This window comes from Pseudomonas sp. GW823-FHT06B06, assembly GCF_058795195.1.
This window is the reverse complement of record NZ_JBXAHO010000021.1, coordinates 82,776-98,817: the sequence shown is the minus strand read 5'-3', so window position 1 is coordinate 98,817 and position 16,042 is coordinate 82,776. Positions and strand designations below refer to the sequence as shown.

The following is a 16,042-nucleotide window of genomic DNA, read 5'->3' as shown; positions in this document are numbered from 1 at the left end:
CGTCCAGCTGGAGAACAACAATGAGCAAATTTCACAGCCTGACCATCAAGGATGTGCGCACCGAGACCCGTGACGCGGTGTCCATCGCCTTCGAGATTCCGCAGCACCTGCAGGACAGCTTTCATTACACCCAGGGCCAGCACCTGGTGATGCGCACCCAGCTGGACGGCGAGGAAGTGCGCCGCTCCTACTCGATCTGCACCGGCGTCAACGACGGTGAACTGCGGGTTGCTATCAAGCGCGTCGCAGGCGGTCGTTTTTCCGCGTTTGCCAACGAACAGCTTAAGGCCGGGCACAGCCTGGAAGTGATGCCGCCCGCCGGGCATTTCAGCGTGGAACTCGATCCCGCCCGCCACGGCAACTACCTGGCCGTCGCCGCCGGCAGCGGCATCACGCCGATCCTGTCGATCATCAAGACCACCCTGGAAACCGAGCCCCACAGCCGCGTCACCCTGCTGTACGGCAACCGCTCCAGCTCCGGTGCACTGTTTCGCGAACAGCTGGAAGACTTGAAGAACCGCTATCTGCAACGCCTGAACCTGATCTTCGTGTTCAGCCGCGAGCAGCAGGATGTCGACCTGTATAACGGCCGAATCAACGCCGAGAAATGCGAGCAGCTGTTCAGCCGCTGGCTCGATGTCGAAGCCCTCGATGCCGCCTTCATCTGCGGTCCGCAGGAAATGACCGAGACCGTGCGCGACAGCCTCAAGGCCAAGGGCATGGCGCCTGAGCGCATTCATTTCGAATTGTTCGCCGCCGCTGGCAGCCAGCAGAAACGCCAGGCCCGCGAAGCCGCCCGCCAGGTCGATGCGGCGGTCAGCCAGATCACCGTGATCAGCGATGGCCGTGCCCTGGCCTTCGACCTGCCGCGCAACAGCCAGAGCATCCTCGATGCCGGCAACGCCCAGGGCGCCGAACTGCCCTACTCGTGCAAGGCCGGTGTGTGCTCGACGTGCAAATGCAAGGTCATCGAAGGCGAAGTGGAAATGGACAGCAACCACGCCCTGGAAGACTACGAAGTGGCCGCCGGCTATGTGCTGTCGTGCCAGGCCTTCCCGATCAGCGACAAGGTGGTGCTGGATTTCGATCAGCTCTGATATCCGATCTACCGGACTTACACAAAACCCTGTGGGAGCGGCGGTGCGACGATTCGACTTGCCCGCGAAGAGGCCATCAGATTCAACATTGATGTCGCCTGATATTCCGTCTTCGCGGGCAAGCCCGCTCCCACAATGATCTGTGTTGTATCCCATAGCTGCGCCCACAACAAAAAAAACAAAGGACACCACCATGAGCCCCCAAGACATAGAACTAATCCACCAGCACCCCCACTTCATCCAGCTGGTACGCCGCAAGCAGGCGCTGTACTGGTCCCTGTCGCTGATCATGCTGGTGATCTATTTCGGCTTTGTCCTGCTGGTGGCGTTCTCCCCCTCCACCCTCGGCCAGTCCCTGAGTGGCGGCGTGACCACCGTGGGCATGCTGGTGGGTGTGGTGATCGTGGTGCTGGCCTTTGCCTTGACCGGTTTCTACGTCTATCGCGCCAACAACGTGATCGACCCGCTGAATGAAAAACTCAAGCAGGAGTGCGCCCGATGAGCCGTCTTCTTGCGTTGTTCCTGTTGCCGCTGGCGCTGGTCACCGATCTTGCGGTAGCCGCCGAGGGCGCGTCCCGTCCACTGAACTGGAACGCCATCGGCATGTTCATGCTGTTCGTCCTGTTCACCCTCGGTGTGACGCGCTGGGCCGCATTGCGCACCCGCTCGGCCAGTGACTTCTACACCGCTGGCGGCGGCATGACCGGCTTCCAGAACGGCCTGGCGATTGCCGGCGACATGATCTCGGCAGCATCCTTCCTCGGCATTTCCGCGATGATGTTCCTTAACGGCTACGACGGTTTGCTCTATGCATTGGGCGTCCTGGCCGGCTGGCCGATCATCCTGTTCCTGATCGCCGAACGCCTGCGCAACCTCGGTAAATACACCTTCGCCGACGTGGTTTCCTATCGCCTGGAACAGACGCCCGTGCGCCTGACGTCGGCCTTCGGCACCCTGACCGTGGCACTGATGTACCTGGTGGCGCAGATGGTCGGCGCCGGCAAGCTGATCGAATTGCTGTTCGGTATCGATTACCTCTACGCGGTGATGCTGGTCGGCGTGCTGATGGTGTTCTATGTCACCTTCGGCGGCATGCTCGCCACCACCTGGGTGCAGATCATCAAGGCGGTGATGCTGCTGTTCGGTACCAGTTTCATGGCGTTCATGGTGCTCAAGCATTTCGGTTTCAGCACCGAAGCGATGTTCGCCGGTGCTACCGCCGTGCACGCCAAAGGCAGCGCGATCATGGCCCCCGGCGCCTTGCTGTCCAATCCGGTCGATGCCATTTCCCTGGGCCTGGGCATGATCTTCGGCACCGCCGGCCTGCCGCATATCCTGATGCGTTTCTTCACCGTCAGCGATGCCAGGGAAGCACGTAAAAGCGTGTTCTACGCTACTGGTTTCATCGGCTACTTCTACTTGCTGCTGATCATCGTCGGCTTCGGTGCGATCGTCATGGTCGGCACCGATCCGGCGTACCGCGATGCCAGCGGCGCGATCATCGGCGGCGGCAACATGGTCGCCGTGCATTTGGCCCAGGCGGTCGGCGGCAACCTGTTCCTCGGGTTCATCTCGGCGGTGGCCTTCGCCACCATCCTGGCGGTGGTGGCCGGGCTGGCGTTGTCCGGCGCCTCGGCGGTGTCCCACGACCTGTATGCCTGCGTGATGCGCAAGGGCCAGGCCAGCGAGCAGCAGGAAATGCGTGTATCGCGAATCGCCACCCTGTGCATTGGTGTGCTGGCGATCATCCTTGGCCTTTTGTTCGAATCGCAGAACATTGCCTTCCTGTCCGGGCTGGTGCTGGCCATCGCGGCCTCGGTGAATTTCCCGGTGCTGTTCCTCTCGATGTACTGGAAAGGCCTGACCACCCGTGGCGCGGTCAGCGGCAGCCTGATGGGGCTGGTGTCGGCAATCGTCTTGCTGGTGCTGAGCCCGGCGGTGTGGGTCAACGTGCTGCATCACGACCAGGCACTGTTCCCCTATTCCAACCCCGCACTGTTTTCCATGAGCCTGGCCTTTTTCAGCGCCTGGCTGTTTTCCGTCACCGACCGTTCGCCACGTGCCGCCCTTGAGCGCGGCCGTTACCTGGCGCAGTTCATTCGTTCCATGACCGGCATCGGCGCTTCGGGCGCCAGCCAACACTAATTCTTAACTTGATGACCAAACCCGGAGCATTTGCAATGTCCCACGCCCCTACCCTGCAAAGTTTCATCGCCGGCCGCTGGATCGGCCAACAAGGCGCGCAAATCCTGCGCAGTGCCATCGACGGCCATGAAATCGCACGCACCCATGAAGAGCGTCCGGACTTCGCCGAAGCCATCGAACACGGCCGCCGCCAAGGCGTCAGCGGCCTGATGGCGCTGGACTTCCAGCAACGCGCCCAGCGTCTCAAGGCCCTGGCCCTGTACCTGGCCGAACGCAAGGAACAGCTCTACGCGATATCCCACCACAGCGGCGCGACCCGTGCCGACAGCTGGATCGACATCGAAGGCGGCAACAGCACGCTGTTCACCTATGCCAGCCTTGGCTCGCGTGAACTGCCATCGGGCAACGTCGTCCACGAAGGCCCGGCGCTGCAATTGAGCAAGATGGGCACCTTCGCCGGCACCCACATCCTGGTGCCACGCGGCGGTGTCGCGGTGCACATCAACGCCTTCAACTTCCCGATCTGGGGCATGCTGGAAAAATTCGCGCCGAGCTTCCTCGCCGGCATGCCGTGCATCGTCAAGCCAGCCAGCGCCACCAGCTACCTGACCGAAGCCGTGGTGCGCCTGATGGACGACTCCGGCCTGCTCCCGGCGGGCAGCCTGCAGCTGATTATCGGCGGCACCGGTGACCTGCTCGATCGCCTGCAAGGCCAGGACGTGGTGACCTTCACCGGTTCCGCCGACACCGCGGCCAAGCTTCGGGTCAACCCGAACCTGATTCGCAATTCGGTGCCGTTCACTGCCGAAGCCGACTCGCTGAACTGCGCGATCCTCGCTCCGGACGTCACCCCGGATGACGAAGAGTTCGAGCTGTTCATCAAGGAAGTCGCCAGGGAGATGACCACCAAGGCCGGGCAGAAATGCACCGCCATCCGTCGCGCCATCGTCCCGGCCAAGCACATCGATGCAGTGGCCACTCGCTTGCGTGATCGCCTGGCCAAAGTGGTGGTCGGCGACCCGTCGGTAGAAGGCGTGCGCATGGGTGCGTTGGCGTCCCACGATCAGCAGAAAGACGTGGCCGAACGCCTGGAAATGCTGTTGCAGAGCAGCGACCTGCTGTTCGGCGCCCGCGACGGTTTCGAACCTCGCGGCGAGAACGTCGATAAGGGCGCGTTCTTCGCCCCGACCCTGTTGCAGGCCCGCGACCCGCACGCCGAAGGTGGCGCTCACGACATCGAAGCGTTCGGTCCAGTCAGCACCCTGATGGCTTACGACGATCTGGACGAAGCACTGGCCCTGGCCGCACGCGGCAAAGGCAGCCTGGTGGCAAGCCTGGTGACCAAGGATCCGCACATCGCCGCCAAAGCGATTCCAGTGGCCGCGGCCCTGCACGGCCGTCTGCTGGTACTTGACCGCAACTGCGCCGGTGAATCCACCGGTCACGGTTCGCCACTGCCACAACTCAAGCACGGCGGCCCGGGTCGTGCCGGCGGCGGTGAAGAACTCGGCGGCCTGCGTGCGGTGAAACACTACCTGCAACGCGCGGCGGTACAAGGCTCGCCGACCATGCTGGCAGCGGTCACCGGTGAATACGTACGCGGCGCCAAGGTCATCGAAACCGAAGTGCACCCATTCCGTCGCTATTTCCAGGACCTGCAGATCGGCGAGTCGCTGCTGACTCACCGTCGCACCGTCACCGAGGCGGACCTGGTGAACTTCGGTTGCCTGTCGGGCGACCACTTCTACATGCACTTCGACGACATCGCGGCCAAGGAATCGCAATTCGGCAAGCGCATCGCCCACGGCTACTTCGTGCTGTCGGCAGCAGCCGGCCTGTTCGTATCCCCTGGCGTCGGCCCGGTACTGGCCAACTACGGCCTGGACACCCTGCGCTTCATCAACCCGGTCGGCATCGGCGACACCATCCAGGCGCGCCTGACCTGCAAACGCAAGATCGACCAGGGCAAGAAGAGCCCGCAAGGCGTTCCGCAAGGGGTGGTGGCGTGGGATGTGGAAGTGACCAACCAGCTCGGCGAGCTGGTGGCCAGTTATGACATTCTGACCCTCGTAGTCAAACGCGAAGACTGACCTGCCTCACCTGATCATTCCCACGCTCCGCGTGGGAATGCAGCCCGGGACGCTCTGCGTCCCCTCCAGCGCTGGAACGCGGAGCGTCCCTTGAGGCATTCCCACGCGGAGCGTGGGAACGATCAACGCTCAATGCCCGCGCAACCACTCGATAAACAGCGCAAACAACTCCGACTGCGAACCCACCTCCAGCTTCAGATACAGGTTCTTGCGGTGCATGCGCACGGTTTCCGGTGAGATGTTCATCTGGCTGGCAGTGGATTTCACCGAGTGCCCCCGCAGCACCATGTGCGCCACTTCGCGCTCGCGTTCGGTGAGCAAGTCACAACCGAACTGTTCGAACGCCGTTTGCACCCGATGCTTGAGATCATCGCGCAGGCCTTGATCGTTATCGCCCTGGATCTCGTCACTGCGCTGCAGGCCACGACGACTGAATTCGCTGATGAATTCGCGCACCAGCGGTTCGACGGCGCGCAGCAGATTCAACTGCTCGACCCGCAGGCATTCACCGCCGAAACCTTGAAAGAGGCTGACGGAGATTTTCGTGTCGTTGCCGGTATCGACAATGTAGTAGCTGTCTTCCGAACAGTTCGCCTTCAGGTAATAGGTCTTGTAGTAATCACTGTCGAAGAAGTTGTCCGGCGCAATTTCCTCCAGGTGATAAAACCCCTGTGCCAGTCCCTGGTCCACCGCCAGGCAGAACGGGTCGAGCAAGTAGCCCCCGGCAAAATAGCGCTCAAGAATCGAGACCTGATACTCCTGGGCAATCCCGCGCTGATACAGCAACTGTGGTGCGCGGTCCTTGCGCTCCAGGCTGATCATCATCGACTCGATGGACACCAGCTGCGCCAACGCCGACGCCAGGTATTGCAGCGCGTCGGGCTCATCGATATGGGCGAACGCCTCGCGCATGCCCCCATGCCATTTATGCAGTGCCCCGAAGGGCATCGTGATCAGTGTTTCGTCGTTTGGCTTGCTCATGCCACGCAGTCTAGCGGGTGAACAGTCCCTTGGTAACGACCTGAGGGTTGAAATCATTGGCCGAAATACTGGCCGCTCGCCTCAAGCTCGGCCGCCACTTCCAGGATGCACTCGCGCAGGATGTCGACGATCTCATCGACCTGTGCATAAGTCAGGATCAGCGGCGGCGACATCACGTTAAGGTGCATGATCGGCCGCACCAGCAGCCCCCTCGCTTGTGCCCGCACATGGATTTTCTCACCAATGTTGATTGCGTCGGCGAACAACGCCTTGGTGCGTTTGTCGGCGACGAACTCCACGCACGCCATCAATTTCAGGCAACGCACATCACCCACCAGGGGCAGGTCGCGCAACGTGGCCAGGCGCTGCTCCAGGTAACCGCCAACATCGTCGACGTGGGCCAGCAGGTTTTCCCGCTCGATGATTTCAATGTTCTTCAGCGCTGCCGTGCAGCACACCGGATGGCCGCTGTAGGTGAAGCCATGGGTAAAGCAACGGCCCTGGCCCGGCTCGGCAATGACCTTCCAGATGCGCTCGGAAAAGATGCACGCGCCCAGCGGCAGGTAAGCCGAAGTCAGGCCCTTGGCGGTGGTGATGATGTCAGGCTGCACGTCGAACACATCCTTTGACGCGAAGAACTTGCCCAGGCGACCGAACGAAGTGACCACCTCGTCGGCGACGAACAGGATGTCGTAGCGCTGGCAGATTTCCCACATGCGCTTGAGATAACCCTTGGGTGGAATGATCACCCCGCCTGAGCCCATCACCGGCTCGGCAAAGAAACCGGCGACCTTGTCTGCGCCAATCGACAGGATCTTGTCCTCAAACTCCTTGACCAGGAACTCGAGGAACTGCGCCTCGTCCATGCCATCCGGCGCACGGTAGGGATTGGGGTTCGACACGTGGTGAATCAGCGGGTTGGCGTAATCGAACTCCGGCACCCGGTCGGCCGCCTTGTTGCCGATCGACATGGTCAGGGTGGTGGAGCCGTGGTACGCGTTGAAACGGGCGATGACGTGCTTTTTTTCCGGCAGGCCGCGGCAGTTCTGGTAGTACTGGATCAGCCGGTAGGCTGTGTCCACGGCAGTTGAGCCGCCGGTGGTGAGGAACACATGATCGAGGTCGCCGGGCGCCAGGTTGGCGAGTTTTTCGCACAACTCGATGGCCACGTTGTTGGACATGTCGGAAAACGGGTTGGAATAGGCCAGCTGTCGCACTTGATCGGCAATGGCCTGGGCCATTTCCTCACGGCCCAGGCCGATATTTGTGCACCACATGCCGCCCACGGCATCGAGAAAGCGGTTGCCCTGGGTGTCGTAGATATAGGCGCCATCACCGGCGACGATGTTCAAGGAGCCTTGTTCGGCATGTTCGTCGAACATGTGATAACCGTGCATATGGTGGGCCTTGTCGGCCTTGACCAGCCGGGACTCGTCCGCTGGGGAAAAAACGCTGCGTGTTGGCGTCGCCATAAATAAACCTCTAACCGGATTGACTAACGATCGAACGAATCAGATGCCGCTTTTCACCGTGCTCCAGACACGGGTCATGGCGCGCATGTCCTTGGCGTCCTGGGTCTTCTGCGGGAACAGGCGCTCGCGGGTGGCGTCATCGGGGTAAATCGCCGGGTTATTGCGCACATCGGAATTCAACAAAGGCGTGGCCGCCGCGTTGCTGTTGGCGTAATGGATGTAGTCAGTGACGTCCGCCATCACCTGCGGTTGCATCAGGTATTCAAGGAATTTGTGCGCATTGGCGACATGGGGTGCGTCCGCCGGGATGTACATGTTGTCGAACCAGATCAGCGAGCCTTCCTTGGGAATGAAGTAGGACAGGTTGATGTTCAACTTGGCTTCTTCCGCGCGGGCCATGGCCGTCGCGTAGTCGCCGGACCAGGTCATGGCCATGCACACATCGCCGTTGGGCAGGCTGGTGAGGTAATTGACCGAGTCGAACTTGCGGATGTACGGCCGCACCGACAACAGCAGTTCCTGCGCCGCCTTCAGGTCATCCGGCTTGGCGCTGCGCGGATCGCGGCCCAGGTACTTGAGCGCCAGGGGAATCACTTCGGTGGGCGCATCGACCAGGGTCACACCGCAGTCGGCGAAGCGTGAGACGATCTTCGGATCGAAAATCATTGCCAGCGAGCCGATCGGCGCATCCGGCATGCGCTCCTTGATCTTGTCGACGTTGTAGGTGATGCCATTGCTGCCCCAGGTATAAGGTGCCGAGTAGGTGGGGCCCGGATCGAACCCTTGCAAGTCGTGCAAGACTTTCGGGTCCAGGTTGCTCCAGCCCGGCAGTAGTTTCTTGTCCAGTGGCTGGAACACCTTGGCCTGGATCAGCGGCGGCGCGAGGGATGCATTCAGCACGATCAGGTCGTAACCGGAGTGGCCGGTGAGCAGCTTGGCCTGCACCGTTTCATAGGCATCGAAGGTGTCGTAGATCACCTTGATACCGGTGGCCTTTTCAAAATCGGCCAGGGTTTTCTCACCGATGTAGTCCGCCCAATTATATAGCCGCAGCGTATTGGCGCCGTCCGGCTCGCCAGCGTGGGCACTCAGGGTCAGCGATACAACAAACAGACTGGAAATCACCTTAAGCAGTGTCTTGCCCATAGCAAATGCACCTTATCAAGCGAGTTCGGCTCTGGATGAGCGGATGAACCTACTATTGGTGGATTCGCCAGGCGGCACCATACCCCGAATGGGTGTGTGGGCGGATTTACCGACGCAATATGGCAAAAAGCATCAGCTCGGTTGACCCGTTTTGTCATAGCTGCGGGGTTCCCCTGCCGCTTAAAGTGGCCGTCGAACCGACTCTGCAAGAGCCCGCAATGACCGACCTGATCAAACAAGACTATCGCGATGGCGTGCTGACACTGACCATTGATCGTCCCGACAAGCTCAACGCCCTGACCAACGCCATGTACACGCGCTTGGCCGACCTGCTGTTTGCAGCTGACGAGAACGACGAAATCGGGGTGGTCATCGTGACCGGTGGCCCGAACTGTTTTACCAGTGGCAACGACCTGGTGGATTTCCTGCAAGAGCCGCCAACGCACCTGGACAGCCCGGCATTTCGCCTGATGCGCGCCGTGACCCACCTGCGAAAGCCGTTGATCGCGGCGGTTTGCGGGGCCGCCATCGGCATCGGCACCACCCTGCTGCTGCATTGCGACCAGGTGCTGGTGACCCGTAATGCCAAGCTGCGCACGCCGTTCGTCAATCTGGGCCTGTGCCCCGAGTTCGGTGCCAGCCTGCTGCTACCACGCCGACTGGGCCAGGCACGCGCGGCGCGCCTGCTGTTGTTGGGCGACAGCCTTGATGGCAGCGAAGCGGTGGCCTGGGGCCTGGCCAACGAAGCCTTCGATGACGGCGAGCAGTGCCTGGCCGCGGCGGCAAAAATTGCCCAGCGCTTCCTGGCGATGCCCCAGCAAGCCTTGCGCCAATCCCGGCAGCTGATGACCCAGGCCGGCATGGCCGAACTGCAAGCCACCCTGCGCGAAGAAAACCTGCTGTTCATCCAGCGTCTCAACACCGTTGAGGCAAAAACGGCCTTGAACGCCCTGCTCAATCGCAGTACAGATAAGAATCCAGCAAAAGGAACACAGCCATGAACACCCCGGAAATTTACGTCGTCAGCGCCGCTCGTACCGCCATTGGCACCTTCGGCGGTTCACTCAAGGACGTGCCACCGGCCGATCTCGCGACCACCGCCGTGAAAGCCGCCCTGCAAAAAGCCGCCGTTGACCCGGCGCTGGTCGGTCATCTGGTGATGGGCCATGTGATCCCGACTGAAACCCGCGACGCCTACATCTCCCGCGTTGCCGCCATGAACGCCGGCATCCCGAAGGAAACCCCGGCCTACAACGTCAACCGCCTGTGCGGTTCGGGCCTGCAAGCGATCATCAGCGCGGCGCAGACCCTGCTGCTGGGCGACGCCGACATCGCCATCGGCGCCGGTGCCGAGTCCATGAGCCGTGGCCCGTACCTGCTGCCATCCGCTCGTTGGGGCGCGCGCATGGGCAACGTCCAGGCCGTCGACTACATGCTCGGCATCCTGCATGACCCGTTCCAGAACATCCACATGGGCATCACCGCGGAGAACGTCGCCGCACGCAACGGCATCACCCGTGAAATGCAGGATGCCCTGGCCCTGGAAGACCAGAAACGCGCAGCCCACGCGATTGCCAACGGCTATTTCGTTGATCAGATCGCGACCGTGGAAATCCCGGATCGCAAGGGCACCAAGCTGTTCAACGTCGACGAGCATCCACGCGCCACGTCCCTGGAACAGTTGGCGGCGATGAAGCCGGCGTTCAAGAAGGACGGCTCGGTCACCGCCGGCAACGCCTCCGGTCTCAACGACGGTGCTGCCGCACTGGTCATGGCCACCGGCGCTGCGGTCCAGGTCAACAACCTGCGCCCACTGGCCCGCCTGGTCAGCTACGCCCACGCCGGCCTCGAACCGGAACTGATGGGCCTGGGCCCGATCCCGGCCACGCGCCTGGCGCTCAAGCGCGCCGGCCTGACCGTCGCCGACATGGACGTGATCGAAGCCAACATCGCGTTCGCCGCACAAGCCTGTGCCGTCAGCCAGGAGCTGGACCTTGACCCGGCCAAGGTCAACCCGAACGGCTCGGGCATCGCCCTGGGTCACCCAGTGGGCGCTACCGGCGCAATCATCGCCACCAAGGCCATCCACGAACTGCACCGCATCAACGGCCGTTACGCACTGGTGACCATGTGCATCGGCGGTGGCCAGGGCATCGCGGCGATTTTCGAACGCGCCTGACCCCTCTGTAGGAGCTGTCGCAGGCTGCGATCCTTTGACCTGAAAAATCAAGGTCAAAAGATCGCAGCCTGCGGCGGCTCCTACACCAACAGGGTTACGGTCAAGCAACATCCTTTCCAACCGTTCCACCACCCTCGCGGCTCGTCACGCGCGCTTCCTGCTGCTTGATCCCCGACAACATCAACACCAATAAGGCACACAACAACAGTGTCTGCCCCAATGCCTGCCCCCAGGCTACAAGCATCAGCCCGCCACCGATCAACAGGTAATACAGCAATCCAAACAACGCCCCCGCCGTGCCCAGTCGATCACCGTAATTGATCAGGGCCGCGCCGAGGATATTGGGGATAGCCATGCCGAACGCCAGCACCACCAGCAGCATTGGCAGGACAAACAGGGCGCCTTGCTCCAGAAGCAACACACCGCTCGCACCCAGCAACATTATCGCGCCGGCCACCTGGATCAGCTGACGCCCACTCAGCCCTCGTTGCAACAGTCGTTTGTTGAGCCAGGCGCCAAGGCCGGAGCCCAGGGCCAGGACGACACCGCTGTAGCCGAACCATTGCGCACCTGAATCCAGGCGCTGGAACATGTAGGGGCCGAGGCTGTAGTAGCTGAACAGGGCAATGTTGAACGCCGCGACCAACAGCGTCGAGCGCCAGATGTCGCGATCACGCAGCATTGCGCACAGCGTTTCGAACAATGCCGGGGCTTTCACGACCTGTGGTCGGGTTTCCGGCAGATCTCGCAGGCACCAGAGCCACAGCCCCAGCGATAGCGCTAAAAGACAACCCAGTACACCCCGATAACCGAAGACCTGCACCAGGCTCGCCCCGGTAAACAAGCCAATCGCCGGGCTGGCCGCCAACGCGATACCCATCACCGAAAAAACCTGGGCCAGTTGCGCACCCCGGAAGCGGTCGCGCAGCACGGTTTGCGTAACAACCGAACCCACCGCCGCACCAAACGCAGCCAGGCCTTGCGCTACCAACAGCGCATTGAAGGTGTTGACAGTGAGCCCCATAGCCGACGCAGCGGCGTACAACACCAGGCCGGCGAGCATCGATGGTCGACGCCCAATGCGATCACACATTCGCCCCCACACCACTACACCGAACGCAAACGCCAGGAAAAATACCGACAGGGTTAGCGCCGTTTGTTGCGGACCGACAGAAAAAGCCTGGCCGATATCTGCCAACGCCGGGCTGTAGAGTGTTTGCGCGATCTGCGCAAACATCAGCAGGGCAACGGCTAACAGGAGGAGCTTTTTTCCCTTCATCACCACTTCCACTCGCAAGAAATCCGCTAACCAGATTAAGCAGTCGCAACTGGCGTACTATCGAAACCCTGCCAACTTATCAATGAAATCGGACAAATCATGGCTTGGCTGCAAGCCCACACTCCCTTCGATCCCGATCATCATGACGCGCCTGTCATCGGCATCGCCGCGACACTCGGCGATCACGATTCGGGCATGCATCAGCATCAACGTGGGCAGTTGCTGTTTACCCGGAAGGGCTGCACGCGCATCACCCTGGCGCAGCAGTTGTGCCTGTTACCGCCCTCCCGCGCGGCCTGGATACCAGCCGGCGTTGCCCATCGCGCCGTTATGCAAAAAAGTGTCGATTACCGCTCCATCTACCTGACCCCCGCGCTATGTGCAGAGCTGCCACGACAGGTTTGCGTCATCGAAGTCAGCCCGTTGCTGCGGGTCGTGTTGGAGTCGATCGCCAACGCTGACTTCGCCACCGACTGGCAGCAGGGAAAACACGTGCATCTGCTTGCCCTGTGCTTGAGCGAAATACGCGACGCCACCCGCCAACCGATGTTGTTGCCATTGCCCTCGGATAAACGCCTGGCACCGCTACTGGCCAGCCCCGAGAAGCTGCCACCCAGACTTCAGGTTCTGCAGCAACAGCTAGGTGCCAGCGGCCGCACCATCGGACGAATTTTCCAGCGCGAAACCGGCATGAGTTACCAGCAATGGCGGCAACAGTGGCGCCTGATGCGCGCCATCGAACTGCTCGCCACTGGACGCAACATCGGCTACAGCGCTTTCGAACTCGGCTTTGCCAGTGACAGCGCCTTCATCGCGTTCTTCAAGGACATGACCGGAACCACCCCGGGCGACTGGTTGAAATAGGACCTGACAGCCGGCAGCAAAAACCATTTGCGACAAAATATGACATACGTCATATTACGCACGTAATTTAATGGCCTCCACAGGTAATCCTCCATGACCAGCATGCCCACCGTAGAGCCAGACCTTGCTGTCCCGGTGAACACTCCCAAGCCGCCGCTCAAACGCCTGCTCCTGCCGACACTGGGCATCGCCGCATTGGTACTTGCTGGAATGTACGCCGCACACTGGTGGACCGCCGGCCGGTTCATCGAGGAAACCGACGACGCCTATATCGGTGCTGACGTGACGGTGATCGGGCCGAAGGTGGCGGGTTACATCGATGAAGTGCTGGTGACCGACAACCAGCAGGTCAAGGCCGGCGATGTGCTTATCCGCCTCGACTCACGCGACTATCGCGCCAACCTGGCCAAGGCGGAAGGCGCGGTGGCGGCTGAAGAAGCCCTGCTCGCCAACCTCGACGCCACCGAACAACTGCAACAGGCCGTCATCGGCCAGGCCCGCGCCGGTATCGATGCCGCCGGTGCCGAAACCACTCGTTCGCGTGATGACGATGCACGCTACAAAAAACTCGTCGCTACCAATGCCGTTTCAGTGGAAAGCGCACAACGGGCGAACGCCACATTCAAGACCGCGCAGGCCCAAAGCAACCGCGCCCAGGCCGAGTTGCTGGCGGCGCAACGGCAGTTGAACGTGATCGCCACGCAAAAACAACAAGCCCGCGCCGCCCTGATTCAGGCTCTCGCCGAGCGCGACCTGGCGCAGCTGAACGTCGGCTACACCGAACTTCGCGCACCGGTAGATGGGGTGATCGGTAATCGCCGGGCACGAGTGGGCGCTTATGCCCAGGCCGGTTCGCAGCTGCTGTCAGTGGTACCGTCCAGTGGTTTGTGGGTCGATGCCAATTTCAAAGAGGATCAACTGGCACGCATGGTGCCTGGGCAGCGAGTCATCATTTACGCCGACGTTCTCTCGGGCCAGGAATTCCACGGCCATCTGGACAGCCTGGCACCGGCCAGCGGTTCGCAATTCAGCGTGCTGCCGCCGGAAAACGCCACTGGCAACTTCACCAAGATCGTCCAGCGGGTACCGGTGCGCATTCATCTCGACCCGGCAGACAGCGTGCTCGGCCACCTGCGCCCCGGTCTCTCGGTCACCGCCGAAGTGGACACACGCAAGGAGCCTGAAACGCCAGCCGTGGCCAGCGCGCCATGAGCCGCGCCCTCGCCGCCCCGGCACCACCGTTCAATGCCGCGAGCATGGCGACGGCGACCAAGGTTTTCGCCTTCGCCAGCATGTGCATCGGCATGTTCATTGCGCTGCTGGATATCCAGATCGTCTCGGCGTCGCTGCGTGACATCGGCGGCGGGCTCTCCGCCGGCACCGATGAAACCGCCTGGGTACAGACCAGTTACCTGATCGCCGAAATCATCGTGATCCCCCTCTCCGGCTGGCTATCCCGGGTGTTCTCCACGCGCTGGTTGTTCTGCGCCTCAGCGGTGGGTTTTACCCTGACCAGCCTGTTATGCGGTATGGCCTGGAACATCCAGAGCATGATCGCCTTCCGGGCCTTGCAAGGGTTTCTCGGCGGCTCGATGATTCCGATGGTGTTTACCACGGCGTTCGTTTTCTTCACCGGCAAGCAACGGGTGATTGCCGCTGCAACCATCGGCGCGGTGGCATCCCTGGCGCCGACCCTGGGGCCGGTGATCGGTGGCTGGATCACCGATGTATCGTCCTGGCACTGGCTGTTCTACATCAACCTGGTGCCGGGGATTTTCGTCGCCGTGGCGGTGCCGATGCTGGTGAAAATCGACCAGCCTGAACTGTCGCTGCTCAAAGGCGCCGACTATCTGAGCATGGTGTTCCTGGCGCTGTTCCTCGGCTGCCTGGAATACACCCTCGAAGAAGGTCCGCGCTGGAACTGGTTCAGCGACCACACGATCCTGACCACGGCGTGGATCAGCGGTCTGGCCGGCTTGGCGTTTATTGGCCGCACCCTGCACGTGGCCAACCCGATCGTCGACCTGCGCGCCTTGAAAGACCGCAACTTCGCCCTCGGCTGTTTCTTTTCCTTTGTCACTGGCATCGGTCTGTTCGCCACCATTTACCTGACACCGCTGTTCCTCGGCCGCGTCCGTGGTTATGGCGCGCTGGACATTGGCCTGGCGGTTTTCTCCACCGGCGTGTTCCAGATCATGGCGATTCCGCTGTACGCCTTTCTGGCCAACCGCGTCGACCTGCGCTGGATCATGATGACCGGCCTTGGCTTGTTCGCCTTGTCGATGTGGGATTTCAGCCCGATCACCCATGACTGGGGAGCCAAGGAATTGATGCTGCCGCAAGCGTTGCGCGGGATTGCCCAGCAATTGGCGGTACCGCCTGCGGTGACATTGACCCTCGGCGGCCTGGCGCCAGCGCGGCTGAAACATGCCTCGGGGTTGTTCAACCTGATGCGAAACCTGGGCGGCGCCATCGGCATCGCCGCCTGCGCGACCATCCTCAATGACCGCACCAACCTGCATTTCACCCGATTGGCGGAGAACCTCAACAGCACCAACGAAGCACTCAACCAGTGGCTGTCCCAAGTTGGCCACAACTTCGCCGCCCTCGGCCAGAGCGGCGACGTGGGTGTCACCGCCAGCCTGCGCCAGCTCTGGCTGCTGACTTACCGCGAAGCGCAAACGCAAACCTACGGCGACGCCTTCCTGATGATCATGGTCTGCTTCATCGTCGCCACGGCGATGGTGCCCTTGATGCGCAAGGTGCAACCACCGGCTGCGCATTGAGGC

13 protein-coding genes are annotated in these 16,042 nt (G+C 61.6%); 9 read left to right on the top strand and 4 right to left on the bottom strand.

Annotation, left to right across the window (positions count from 1 at the left end; all coding sequences use genetic code 11):
• Positions 1–20 precede the first annotated feature (20 nt).
• From paaE to paaZ, 4 genes are all read left to right on the top strand, one after another.
• Positions 21–1,097, top strand: a complete 1,077-nt coding sequence (gene paaE, locus AC1Q8Q_RS19690; protein WP_432668432.1) for a 1,2-phenylacetyl-CoA epoxidase subunit PaaE — start codon at positions 21–23, stop codon at positions 1,095–1,097.
• A 193-nt stretch (positions 1,098–1,290) separates the two neighbouring features.
• A complete protein-coding gene (locus tag AC1Q8Q_RS19685; protein ID WP_020795555.1) occupies positions 1,291–1,599 on the top strand; it encodes a DUF485 domain-containing protein in 309 nt (102 codons plus the stop codon).
• Positions 1,596–3,242: a cation acetate symporter gene (locus AC1Q8Q_RS19680; protein ID WP_083349522.1), complete on the top strand. Its 1,647-nt coding sequence runs from the start codon at positions 1,596–1,598 to the stop codon at positions 3,240–3,242. Before AC1Q8Q_RS19685 ends, AC1Q8Q_RS19680 begins: the two co-directional genes overlap by 4 nt.
• A 35-nt stretch (positions 3,243–3,277) precedes the next feature.
• Positions 3,278–5,332 (top strand): phenylacetic acid degradation bifunctional protein PaaZ, encoded by a 2,055-nt coding sequence (gene paaZ, locus AC1Q8Q_RS19675; RefSeq protein WP_168758660.1) that lies wholly within the window; start codon positions 3,278–3,280, stop codon positions 5,330–5,332.
• Between the two features lie 129 nt (positions 5,333–5,461).
• Here paaZ and AC1Q8Q_RS19670 read toward each other — a convergent pair whose 3' ends face one another.
• Genes AC1Q8Q_RS19670 through AC1Q8Q_RS19660 form a run of 3 tightly spaced genes read right to left on the bottom strand, consistent with a single transcriptional unit; the run spans position 5,462 to position 8,931 of the window.
• Positions 5,462–6,370, bottom strand: a complete 909-nt coding sequence (locus AC1Q8Q_RS19670; RefSeq protein ID WP_492615405.1) for a LuxR C-terminal-related transcriptional regulator — start codon at positions 6,368–6,370, stop codon at positions 5,462–5,464.
• Positions 6,367–7,785, bottom strand: coding sequence for an aminotransferase (locus AC1Q8Q_RS19665; RefSeq protein WP_492615404.1), 1,419 nt, complete (start codon positions 7,783–7,785; stop codon positions 6,367–6,369). The genes AC1Q8Q_RS19670 and AC1Q8Q_RS19665 overlap by 4 nt, the downstream gene beginning before the upstream one ends.
• Positions 7,786–7,824: 39 nt before the next feature.
• Positions 7,825–8,931, bottom strand: coding sequence for a polyamine ABC transporter substrate-binding protein (locus AC1Q8Q_RS19660; protein ID WP_168758663.1), 1,107 nt, complete (start codon positions 8,929–8,931; stop codon positions 7,825–7,827).
• Between the two features lie 218 nt (positions 8,932–9,149).
• Here AC1Q8Q_RS19660 and AC1Q8Q_RS19655 point away from each other — a divergent pair, with 218 nt between their 5' ends.
• On the top strand, positions 9,150–9,932 hold the full coding sequence (locus AC1Q8Q_RS19655) for an enoyl-CoA hydratase-related protein (RefSeq protein WP_020795666.1): 783 nt from the start codon (positions 9,150–9,152) through the stop codon (positions 9,930–9,932).
• The gene (locus tag AC1Q8Q_RS19650; RefSeq protein ID WP_151142918.1) at positions 9,929–11,110 is read left to right on the top strand and encodes an acetyl-CoA C-acyltransferase family protein; all 1,182 of its coding nucleotides are present in this window, start codon (positions 9,929–9,931) and stop codon (positions 11,108–11,110) included. Before AC1Q8Q_RS19655 ends, AC1Q8Q_RS19650 begins: the two co-directional genes overlap by 4 nt.
• 100 nt (positions 11,111–11,210) lie before the next feature.
• Here AC1Q8Q_RS19650 and AC1Q8Q_RS19645 read toward each other — a convergent pair whose 3' ends face one another.
• Positions 11,211–12,389, bottom strand: a complete 1,179-nt coding sequence (locus AC1Q8Q_RS19645; protein ID WP_492615403.1) for a multidrug effflux MFS transporter — start codon at positions 12,387–12,389, stop codon at positions 11,211–11,213.
• A gap of 99 nt (positions 12,390–12,488) precedes the next feature.
• Between AC1Q8Q_RS19645 and AC1Q8Q_RS19640 the strand changes: the two genes are divergently transcribed.
• The 3 genes from AC1Q8Q_RS19640 to AC1Q8Q_RS19630 all read left to right on the top strand — a co-directional run bounded on the left by AC1Q8Q_RS19640 (position 12,489) and on the right by AC1Q8Q_RS19630 (position 16,039).
• Complete coding sequence (locus AC1Q8Q_RS19640) at positions 12,489–13,253, top strand: AraC family transcriptional regulator (RefSeq protein WP_020795675.1); 765 nt, start codon at positions 12,489–12,491, stop codon at positions 13,251–13,253.
• 93 nt (positions 13,254–13,346) lie between these two features.
• Positions 13,347–14,465, top strand: a complete 1,119-nt coding sequence (locus AC1Q8Q_RS19635; protein WP_492615402.1) for an HlyD family secretion protein — start codon at positions 13,347–13,349, stop codon at positions 14,463–14,465.
• Positions 14,462–16,039 carry a DHA2 family efflux MFS transporter permease subunit gene (locus tag AC1Q8Q_RS19630; RefSeq protein ID WP_020795677.1) on the top strand — a complete coding sequence of 526 codons (1,578 nt, stop codon included), beginning with the start codon at positions 14,462–14,464 and terminating at the stop codon, positions 16,037–16,039. The genes AC1Q8Q_RS19635 and AC1Q8Q_RS19630 overlap by 4 nt, the downstream gene beginning before the upstream one ends.
• Positions 16,040–16,042 lie beyond the last annotated feature (3 nt).

What these genes read in the sequence shown, in the direction of transcription:
- paaE (WP_432668432.1), top strand. Translation starts at nt 21, where the DNA reads ATGAGCAAATTTCACAGCCTGACCATCAAGGATGTGCGCACCGAGACC.
- AC1Q8Q_RS19685 (WP_020795555.1), top strand. Translation starts at nt 1,291, where the DNA reads ATGAGCCCCCAAGACATAGAACTAATCCACCAGCACCCCCACTTCATC.
- AC1Q8Q_RS19680 (WP_083349522.1), top strand. Translation starts at nt 1,596, where the DNA reads ATGAGCCGTCTTCTTGCGTTGTTCCTGTTGCCGCTGGCGCTGGTCACC.
- paaZ (WP_168758660.1), top strand. Translation starts at nt 3,278, where the DNA reads ATGTCCCACGCCCCTACCCTGCAAAGTTTCATCGCCGGCCGCTGGATC.
- AC1Q8Q_RS19670 (WP_492615405.1), bottom strand. Translation starts at nt 6,370, where the DNA reads ATGATTTCAACCCTCAGGTCGTTACCAAGGGACTGTTCACCCGCTAGA.
- AC1Q8Q_RS19665 (WP_492615404.1), bottom strand. Translation starts at nt 7,785, where the DNA reads ATGGCGACGCCAACACGCAGCGTTTTTTCCCCAGCGGACGAGTCCCGG.
- AC1Q8Q_RS19660 (WP_168758663.1), bottom strand. Translation starts at nt 8,931, where the DNA reads ATGGGCAAGACACTGCTTAAGGTGATTTCCAGTCTGTTTGTTGTATCG.
- AC1Q8Q_RS19655 (WP_020795666.1), top strand. Translation starts at nt 9,150, where the DNA reads ATGACCGACCTGATCAAACAAGACTATCGCGATGGCGTGCTGACACTG.
- AC1Q8Q_RS19650 (WP_151142918.1), top strand. Translation starts at nt 9,929, where the DNA reads ATGAACACCCCGGAAATTTACGTCGTCAGCGCCGCTCGTACCGCCATT.
- AC1Q8Q_RS19645 (WP_492615403.1), bottom strand. Translation starts at nt 12,389, where the DNA reads ATGAAGGGAAAAAAGCTCCTCCTGTTAGCCGTTGCCCTGCTGATGTTT.
- AC1Q8Q_RS19640 (WP_020795675.1), top strand. Translation starts at nt 12,489, where the DNA reads ATGGCTTGGCTGCAAGCCCACACTCCCTTCGATCCCGATCATCATGAC.
- AC1Q8Q_RS19635 (WP_492615402.1), top strand. Translation starts at nt 13,347, where the DNA reads ATGACCAGCATGCCCACCGTAGAGCCAGACCTTGCTGTCCCGGTGAAC.
- AC1Q8Q_RS19630 (WP_020795677.1), top strand. Translation starts at nt 14,462, where the DNA reads ATGAGCCGCGCCCTCGCCGCCCCGGCACCACCGTTCAATGCCGCGAGC.